Source organism: Patescibacteria group bacterium, from assembly GCA_035288465.1.
Classification (GTDB): domain Bacteria; phylum Patescibacteriota; class UBA1384; order DATEAH01; family DATEAH01; genus DATEAH01.
Window position 1 is genome coordinate 26,540 of the sequence record DATEAH010000011.1, and the last position, 6,554, is coordinate 33,093.

General features: G+C 32.5%; 7 protein-coding genes. All 7 read right to left on the reverse strand.

Features of this window, described 5'->3' with window-relative positions:
- Positions 1–2 precede the first annotated feature (2 nt).
- Positions 3–1,028, reverse strand: coding sequence for a sugar phosphate nucleotidyltransferase (locus VJJ80_03945; protein ID HLC39242.1), 1,026 nt, complete (start codon positions 1,026–1,028; stop codon positions 3–5).
- Positions 1,029–1,081: 53 nt separating this feature from the next.
- Positions 1,082–1,810, reverse strand: coding sequence for an RluA family pseudouridine synthase (locus VJJ80_03950; GenBank protein ID HLC39243.1), 729 nt, complete (start codon positions 1,808–1,810; stop codon positions 1,082–1,084).
- Complete coding sequence (locus VJJ80_03955; protein ID HLC39244.1) at positions 1,800–2,753, reverse strand: D-alanine--D-alanine ligase; 954 nt, start codon at positions 2,751–2,753, stop codon at positions 1,800–1,802. The genes VJJ80_03950 and VJJ80_03955 overlap by 11 nt, the downstream gene beginning before the upstream one ends.
- Before the next feature lie 4 nt (positions 2,754–2,757).
- Positions 2,758–4,095, reverse strand: coding sequence for a cysteine--tRNA ligase (gene cysS / locus VJJ80_03960; protein HLC39245.1), 1,338 nt, complete (start codon positions 4,093–4,095; stop codon positions 2,758–2,760).
- A complete protein-coding gene (locus VJJ80_03965) occupies positions 4,095–4,286 on the reverse strand; it encodes a hypothetical protein (protein ID HLC39246.1) in 192 nt (63 codons plus the stop codon). The genes cysS and VJJ80_03965 overlap by 1 nt, the downstream gene beginning before the upstream one ends.
- Before the next feature lie 10 nt (positions 4,287–4,296).
- A complete protein-coding gene (gene recR / locus VJJ80_03970) occupies positions 4,297–4,929 on the reverse strand; it encodes a recombination mediator RecR (protein HLC39247.1) in 633 nt (210 codons plus the stop codon).
- Positions 4,926–6,554 (reverse strand): type I DNA topoisomerase (topA, locus tag VJJ80_03975; GenBank protein ID HLC39248.1); only part of this gene is annotated, 1,629 nt, incomplete at its 5' end. The genes topA and recR, both read right to left, overlap by 4 nt.

A 6,554-nucleotide genomic window follows, 5' to 3' on the forward strand; every position in this document is an offset into this window, starting at 1 on the left:
AATTATAAATACTTCGATAAACCTTGTTTAGAAATTTCCAAAATTAATTCTTTAATTTTTTCAGCTTCATCCATATTTGCGACCAAAATCACATCACCCTCATCAATAATTGCTAAATTCTCCACACCCAAGGTTGCAATCAGATTTTTTTTGCCCATCACTAAACAATTTTTAGTTGCTAAACCAATATGTTTACCAGAAATATGGTTTGCTTTTTTGGAAGCCAAGATTTGTTTTAATGATTTCCAAGATCCGACATCAGACCAACCTAAATCTGCAGCAAAAGTCACCATGCCCTGAATTTTTTCATAAATTCCATAATCAATTGGCGTAGGTTCAAGCTTTTCAATGGATTTTTTCCCGCTTAATACCAGAGCATGTTTAGGCATTAGTTTGTTAAATTTTTCAAGATAATGTGTCGCCTGCCAAGTTGATATTCCAGGATTCCAATAATATTGACCAGATTTTACAAATTTTTGCGCCAATATATAATTGGGCTTTTCAACAAATTTTTCAATATAAGATACTTTTTCTTTCACAAATCCTGGGATGATTTTTCCAATTTTTATATACCCGAATCCTGTTGCCGGATATTCGGGTCTCACCCCAATTATAACCACCTTTTTTTCTGACGCTACTTGTTGCGATAACCTAACTGCCTTAATAAAATTTTGATGTTTTTTTATATGAGCATCTGCCCAAATAACAGTCACGATCGCTTTGGAATCTTTTTTGGCAATTTCTTTCATTCCGATAGCGACTGCCATGGCCGTTCCCAAAGACTTATCTTCTAAAATAATATTTTTATAATATTTTTTTGGCCAATTTTTTTTTAAATTAGTCAAATATTGCTTTGGTGAAACTAAAAAAATCTGCTTTTTATCGTAAAGAGGCAAAAGTGCTTCATACGCATCTTTTAGCATCGATTTTTGGGAGATTAAATTGTGGAATTGTTTTGGGAGACTTGTGCGTGACTTTGGCCATAATCTGGTCCCAGTTCCCCCAGCAACCAGTAAAGCATAATTCATATTTCACCTGTGTTCTTATTTTAAAATATTTATGCTTAGTTTTCAAGCCGAAATTATTTTTTAGAAAGTCGTTGTAAAATATTATTAAAATCCTGAGGAATTTTAGCTTTAAAAGAAATAACTTTATTAGTTGTTGGGTGTAAAAATGTAATCTTATAAGCATGCAAAAGTTGTCTTTTAATTTTTAATTTTTGGGCAATTTTTTTAGCTTGGCCTTTGCCGTATAACAAATCCCCTAAAATTGGCAAACCTAAAAATTTTAAATGAACACGAATTTGATGGGTTCGACCAGTTTTAGGAATTGCCAATAGTTTTGAAAAAATATAATTTTGCCAATGAAATTCTTGGAGGGTTTCAAAATGAGTTTCAGCATTTTTGCCAAAACTTGAAGTCATTATTAGTTTTGGAGATTTTTTTCGACCTATTGGCTTAAAAACTGCTTCTGTTTTGTTTGGTAATTTACCGATTACGAGCGCAAGATATTCTTTTTGGATTTTTCGAGTTTTAAATTGTTCTGCTAATTTTGTGTATGTTTTTAAATTTTTAGCAATTATAATTATCCCTGATGTATCGCGATCTAAACGATGGACAATCCCCGGACGATTTTTTTGTGGCCAATTTATCTTTTTAATCTCAGGATTATGTCGCACAATATAATTTACTAAGGTGTTAGATTCTTTATTCCCTGTTTCATGTACCAATAAACCCGCGGGTTTATTAATCGCTATTAAATCCATATCTTCATAAATAATTTTAATTGTTTTATTAATATTATTTTTCATTAAGATATCTCTTTTGGGCCATTTGAATTATTTTATCTAATAAATCTTTAAAATTTACTCCCGCCGCTTTAGCCGCTTTTGGAACCAAAGAGGTTTTTGTCATTCCGGGAATTGTATTGATCTCAATAAAATATATTTCATTCGAATCTTTGGGCCAGATAAAATCTAATCTGGCTAGATCAAAACAATTCAAAGCCTTATAAATTTCAATCGCCTCTCTTTGAACTTTTTGAGAAATATTGGCCGGGATTTGAGCTGGGCATATTTCTAAACTTCCACCAACTTCATATTTAGCTCGATAATCAAAATAATCTGAAACTTGAGGAATAATCTCAATTACAGGTAAGGCTTCTGGCTTTTTATTCCCCATTACCGCTACTGTTAATTCTCGTCCCTCAAGATATTTTTCAATTATTACTACCTGATCAAATTTTAACGCAAGATTAATCCCTTTTTTTAAATCCCTTTTTTGTTTTATTATTGATCCACCTATTGAAGAGCCAAGTTGGTTTGGCTTTACAAATAAGGGCAAGGGAATTTTTTCAAGTACTTCTTCAATATTGTATTGTTGCCCCCTTTCAATAATAGTATCTTGGGGAATTTTAAAGCCAAGATTTTTAACGATAATTTTCGAGATTTTTTTGTTCATGCAGAGCGCAGAAGACAAAACCCCAGAAAAAACATATTTAACTTCCATCATCTCTAACATCCCTTGAAGTTTACCGTCTTCGCCAAATGAACCATGAAAAATCGGAAGCACTAGATCAAATATGTTTTTATTTAAATTTTGAGACCATTTTCCTTTTCGTGAAATTTTTATTGGTGTTATTTGATACTTATTTTTATTAAGAGCGGCAATTACTTGTTTTGCCGAATTAATTGAGATATCGTGTTCCGCACTTTTACCACCAAAAATTACCGCCAGTTTTAATTTTTTTGACATTATTTTAATTTTGTGGAAATTTAATTATTTTCGGACCGTGTGGAGTATCCTCGACCATCATACCTAATCGAAATAATTTTTGTCTGATTAAATCAGCTTTTTTAAATTTTTTGTCTTTTCTGAGCTTTTCCCTCTCTTGAATAATTGTCATTATTTTAGAATCAGGATCAATCATTGTGGCTTCATTTAATTTCAATCCTAAAATTTGATCATATTTTAACCATAATTTTGCATTATTGGCTTTGTGCAAAATAGATAAGGCAGATGGAATATCTATATCATTATAAATGGCTTTATTAATTTGGGAAGACAAATCTTGACCTTTATTGCCCATCGCCACAATCACATAAATTCCCATTAATGTTTTTTGGGCTTTTTCTAATTCTTCCCAGGTGAAATTTATTTTTGACCGATAATGATTTGTTAACATTAAATATCTAAATGCCTGAGCGTAAAAACCATGTTGCACAAGATCGGCTAAGGTATAAAAATTTCCCGATGACTTTGCCATTTTTTTACCATTAACTAATAAAAATTCCACGTGAAGCCAAAAATTTGCTAATTTAGTTCTAAAAGCAGCTTCACTTTGCGCAATTTCATTTTTATGATGTACGGGAATATGATCAACGCCACCAGTATGAATATCAAATATCTTCCCTAAATATTTTTCACTCATCGCTGTACATTCGATATGCCAGCCCGGAAATCCCTTACCCCAAGGTGAATCCCATTCCATTTGGCGTTTTTGATTTTTTGAAGAAAATTTCCATAAAGCAAAATCTGATTCATTTCTCTTTTCTGGATTTTTTTTGATTCTTCTTTTTGAATTTGGGTTGCGAATTCCAAATAATTTCGAATAATCTTTAATTTTTGAAGTATCAAAATAAATCCCATCCGAAATTCGGTACGTAAATCCGGCTTTTTCTATTTTTGAAATCAAATCAATTTGTTCGGCAATATGATGAGTTGCACGAGGCAAAATGGTCGGTTTTTTGATATTTAATTTTTCTAAATCGGCCATAAATGCCTGGGTATATTTATTAGTTATTTTTTTAGCTGTGGTCTGAGCTTTTTGAGCGGCTTTTTCAATCTTATCCTCGCCCTCATCTTCATCAGAAGTTAAGTGTCCAACATCAGTAATATTCATCACTTGGCAGACTTTATAATTATTAAATTCTAATACCCGTCTCACCAAATCAGAAAAGATAAAAGCGCGCAAATTGCCAATATGAGCAAAGTCATATACCGTCGGCCCACAACTATACATTTTAACTTTTCGATCTTTAACGGGAGTAAATTCTTCGATTTGGCGTGTTAATGAATTAAAAAATTTTAATGCCATTATTCTTCTTTCTTGCCTTTATTTAATTTTTTATGACGTGGTTCGTTTGATTTATCCTCGTCGTGGTCCCCCTCCCCTTCACCCAACCAGTCAATTACTGGTTCGGCTTCTTCTAATAACCCGCCACACTCTGAACATTCTTCGGTTAATTTTTCAGTCACAAACCCACAATTTTGGCATATATAACTCATTTAGCCTCCTCTAAAATTCTTTACGACCCTCCAAGGCTCGAGATAAAGTAATTTCATCCGCATACTCTAAATCTCCTCCAACCGGTAAACCGCGGGCAATTCTCGTAATTTTAATATTTTTTAAATTTGAATTATCAGATTTAATTTTAGAAATTTCTTTGGTAATATACATTGCCGTTGCTTCGCCTTCCAAGTCAGGATTATTAGCTAATATAATTTCCAAAATTGGTTTATTGCTTTTTTTCAGACGCCTCAAAAGTGCCGGAATTTTAATATCATCTGGCCCAATTCCATCTATTGGTGAAATTGCGCCACCCAAAATGTGATATAAGCCATTATATTCATTAGTTTTCTCGATCGCAATCACGTCTAAAGGATTTTCAACCACCATAATTTTGGTCCGATCACGCTTCGGATCGGCACAAATTGGACATAAATTATCTACCGTAATATTATCACATTCAGAACAATTTTTAATTTTAGTTTTTAAATTTATCACTGCTTCACCTAATTCCGTCACTTCCAGGTTTGACAAATGCAATAAGTAAAATGTTAAGCGAGAAGCGGTTTTAGGACCAATTCCCGGTAGTTTTGCAAAATTATCAATTAACCTCAAGACGGATTCTGGAATTATATTTGTCATTTTTCTTCACTTTTTAATTTTTGACTTTCTAACTTTTGCTTGTCTGGAAATTCCCAACTCGCCCATTTACATTTAGGATATTGCGAACAACCCCAAAATACTTTTCCTTTTTTGGTTCGTCTTTCAATAATATCACCCTTACCACATTCTGGACAAGTCAAGCCAATTTTTTTAATAATTGATTTGGTAAATTTACATTTTGGATATTTTGAACAGGCCAAAAATTGACCAAATCGGCTTTCTTTAATGACCATGTCTGCACCACATTTTTCACATTTTTCATTGGAAATCTGTTTTTCAATTTTTTTATCTTGACGCACCGAACCAGTTTCTACTAATGGCTTTGAAAATTTACAATCCGGGAAACCAGTACAAGATAAAAATTTTCCAAAACGACCATATTTAATTTCCATTGGTTTGCCGCATTTTTCACATTTTTCATCAGTTGTTTGTGTAATTAAATCCTTTTTTTTGACTTCTTTTTCTTTATTCTTCAAATTCGCCGAGAAATCTAACCAAAATTTATCTAAAAAAGCTTCGCTTTCTTTTTTGCCCATCGCAATTTTATCTAAATCTTTTTCCATATCCGCTGTAAAATCGATGTCAACAATTTTAGGGAAATGTTTTTTTAACAATTTAGTCACCATTTCACCCAACTCTTCAAGATAAAAATATTTACCTTTTTTAACTACATAACGACGATCTTGAATTGTGGTGATGACTGGTGCGTATGTTGATGGTCGACCAATACCATTTTTCTCTAAAGCTTTAATTAATTCAGCTTCAGTAAATCTGGCTGGAGGTTCGGTAAATTTTTGCTCACTAATTAATTCAATTAAATTTAACTCTTCCCCAATTTTCATAACCGGTAAAGTAAAAATTACTGGAACCGAATATGCTTTTAAAAAACCTATAAAAATAATTTGTTCTCCTTTGGCACGAAAAATATATTTTTTAGCGGCTATCTCCACTATTGTGACCGCAAATTCCGCTTCTCTCATTTGTGAGGCGATAAATCTTTTCCAAATTAAACCATATAATTGATTTTGATCCAAGCTTAAATCTTGAGTAATTTTTTTAGGTTCAATTTCAGGATATGTCGGCCTAATTGCTTCATGAGCTTCTTGGGCTAATTTTGATCGAGTCTTAAATATTCGTGGCGTTTCAGGAACATACTTTTGACCATAAACTTGTTCAATCACTTTTAAGGCATCTTTTTGAGCCTTCTTAGAAATTTGGACAGAATCAGTTCTCATATAAGTAATCAAACCCACCCGGCCTTTTCCAGAAATTTTTATTCCTTCATAAAGCTGTTGGGCAATCATCATCGTTTTTTTAGCGGAAAATCCAAGTTTCCTCGAAGCATCTTGTTGCAAAGTCGATGTTACATAGGGTGGCGCTGGATATCTTTTCTCATTTTTAGTTTCAAGATTTTTAACTCGGTATTTTGCTGATTTTAATTCTTTTTGAATATTATCGGCTTTCCTTTTGCCGATCGTCATCTTATCAAATTTTTTACCATCGATTTCAACTAACCCAGCTTTAAAATTTTCTTTAATTTTATTCTTTTTCGACAAATTAGCTAAAATTTGCCAAAATTCGGTGGCTTTAAAACTATTTATCTC